The organism is Mycobacterium sp. (assembly GCF_049585075.1).
GTDB lineage: Bacteria > Actinomycetota > Actinomycetes > Mycobacteriales > Mycobacteriaceae > Mycobacterium.
On the sequence record NZ_JBAUZA010000070.1, the window covers coordinates 1 to 2168 of the forward strand.

Here is a 2168-nt window from a genome sequence, read left to right on the forward strand (position 1 = left end):
CTTCACGCTCGACGCTCTAGGCTCGACGGCCATGACGGTGTCGCGACTGCAGCCCTATGCGACCACGGTGTGCGCCGAGATGTCGGCGCTGGCGGCCCGGGTCGGCGCGGTGAACCTCGGGCAGGGCTTCCCCGACGAGGACGGGCCGCCGGCGATGCTCAAGGCCGCCCAAGACGCCATCGCCGAGGGCGTCAACCAATACCCGCCGGGCATTGGCGTCGCCGCGTTGCGGGAGGCGATCGCCGCGCAGCGCAAGCGGCAGTTCGGCCTCGAATACGACCCGGAGACGGAAATCCTGGTGACGGTCGGAGCCACCGAGGCCATCGCAGCCGCGGTGATCGGCCTGGTCGAGCCGGACTCCGAGGTGATGCTGATCCAGCCGTTCTACGACTCCTATTCCCCCGTGGTGGCGATGGCCGGCGCACAGCGGGTCATCGTGCCGCTGGTGCCCCATGGTCGCGGCTTTGCGCTCGATATCGACGCATTGCGGCGGGCGGTGACGCCGCACACCAAGGCGTTGATCGTCAACTCGCCGCACAACCCGACCGGCACGGTGCTCAGCGCCGCCGAGCTGGCGGCCATCGCCCAGATCGCGATCCAGGCCGACCTGCTGGTCATCACCGACGAGGTCTACGAGCATCTGGTGTACGACGGGCGCCGACACGTGCCGCTGGCCGGTTTCGACGGGATGGCCGAGCGCACCGTCACGATCTCGAGCGCCGCGAAGATGTTCAACTGCACCGGCTGGAAGATCGGATGGGCTTGCGGGCCAGCCGAACTCATCCTCGGCCTACGAGCGGCCAAACAGTATCTGAGCTACGTCGGCGGCGCGCCGTTTCAGCCAGCGGTGGCGCACGCGCTGAATACCGAGGGAAGCTGGGTGGACGCGCTGCGACTTTCGTTGCAGGACAAGCGCGATCGCCTGTCACGCGGATTGGCCGAAATCGGTTTTCAAGTGCACGACAGCGCGGGCACCTACTTCTTGTGTGCCGATCCGCGTCCGTTGGGTTACGACGACAGCACCGCGTTCTGCGCCGGCCTACCCGAACGGGTCGGCGTCGCCGCAATCCCGATGTCGGCGTTCTGCGACCCGGCTGCGCCGGACTGGACGCGGTGGAATCACTTGGTGCGGTTCACATTCTGCAAACGGGACGACACCCTCGACGAGGCGATCCGCCGGCTGGCGCTACTGCGGGATCGAGCGATCTGAACCGACGGCAGCCATGACACGGTGCCGCAGCCCTTCGGTCGCGGCATAGAGAATTTTCTTACGGGCCCGTTTGACCAGGAACTCCGGAATCGGCGCCGACGGCTCGAGGGTGATCTCGAATCGCACCCGGGTTTTGTCCTCGGTTTCGCGCTGCAGCGTGTACTCGACGTGCTGGGCATGCTGCTGCAGGGTCTTGTCGGCGTCCCACACCAGCCAGTCCGGCCCCCAGTGGTATTCGAGCACCTCGGTGTCGATGATGCCGACAATCCTGACCGTGACCTTCACATGGTGCGGGCGACCGTCGGGATAGTTGTCGATGACTTCGGCCCGTTTGTGGACCGAGGACCAGGACGGCACTGAGCCGACGTCGGCCAGCGCCTCCAGAATCACCTCCGGCGGCGCATCGATGAGGATCTCTCGCGATGCTTGTACGGCCACTACTAGCAAACTAGCAACGCAGCCGCGTTATGTAAGGCGATCGGAACCAATGATGCCGATGACTTGGTCGCGCAATCCCTTGGTCGCGGCGTCCAATACGATTTCGCTCGCCCGCTTGACGACGAACCCGGGAACCGGTCCCGACGGTTCGACGGTGATGTCGAACCGCACCCGGGTCTTATCGACGCCCACCCGCTGCAGGTTGTATTCCACGTGTTGCCCACGCTGCTGGAAAGTGTTGTCGGCGTCCCAGACCACCCAGTTGGGACCCCAGTGGTATTCCAAGATCTCGTTGTCGACAAGCCCGAAGATTTTGATGGTGGCCTTCACATGATGGGGCCGGCCGTCGGCGTACCAGTCGAGGACCTCGACCCGTTTGTGTACCGGTGACCACTTTGCCAACGACCCGACGTCGGCCAGCGCCTCCAGGATCACCTCCGGCGGCGCGTCGATGAGGATCTCTCGCGATGCTCGTACGGCCACTAACAACCAAGCTAGCAAGCCGGCCCGGTAAACGGGC

3 protein-coding genes are annotated in these 2168 nt (G+C 65.2%); 1 reads left to right on the forward strand and 2 read right to left on the reverse strand.

Annotated elements, in window-relative coordinates; translation table 11 throughout:
* Positions 1–31: 31 nt before the first annotated feature.
* Positions 32–1210: a pyridoxal phosphate-dependent aminotransferase gene (locus tag WB785_RS03375; RefSeq protein ID WP_424077281.1), complete on the forward strand. Its 1179-nt coding sequence runs from the start codon at positions 32–34 to the stop codon at positions 1208–1210.
* On the opposite strand, the gene WB785_RS03380 is transcribed toward WB785_RS03375, so the two are convergent.
* Together WB785_RS03380 and WB785_RS03385 are read right to left on the reverse strand one after the other, a co-directional pair.
* The gene (locus tag WB785_RS03380) at positions 1187–1648 is read right to left on the reverse strand and encodes an SRPBCC family protein (protein ID WP_424077280.1); all 462 of its coding nucleotides are present in this window, start codon (positions 1646–1648) and stop codon (positions 1187–1189) included. The genes WB785_RS03375 and WB785_RS03380 overlap by 24 nt on opposite strands.
* Positions 1649–1675: 27 nt before the next feature.
* A complete protein-coding gene (locus tag WB785_RS03385; protein ID WP_424077282.1) occupies positions 1676–2131 on the reverse strand; it encodes an SRPBCC family protein in 456 nt (151 codons plus the stop codon).
* Positions 2132–2168: the final 37 nt, after the last annotated feature.

Coding starts and splice junctions, on each gene's coding strand:
- WB785_RS03375 (WP_424077281.1), top strand. CDS start 32: ATGACGGTGTCGCGACTGCAGCCCTATGCGACCACGGTGTGCGCCGAG.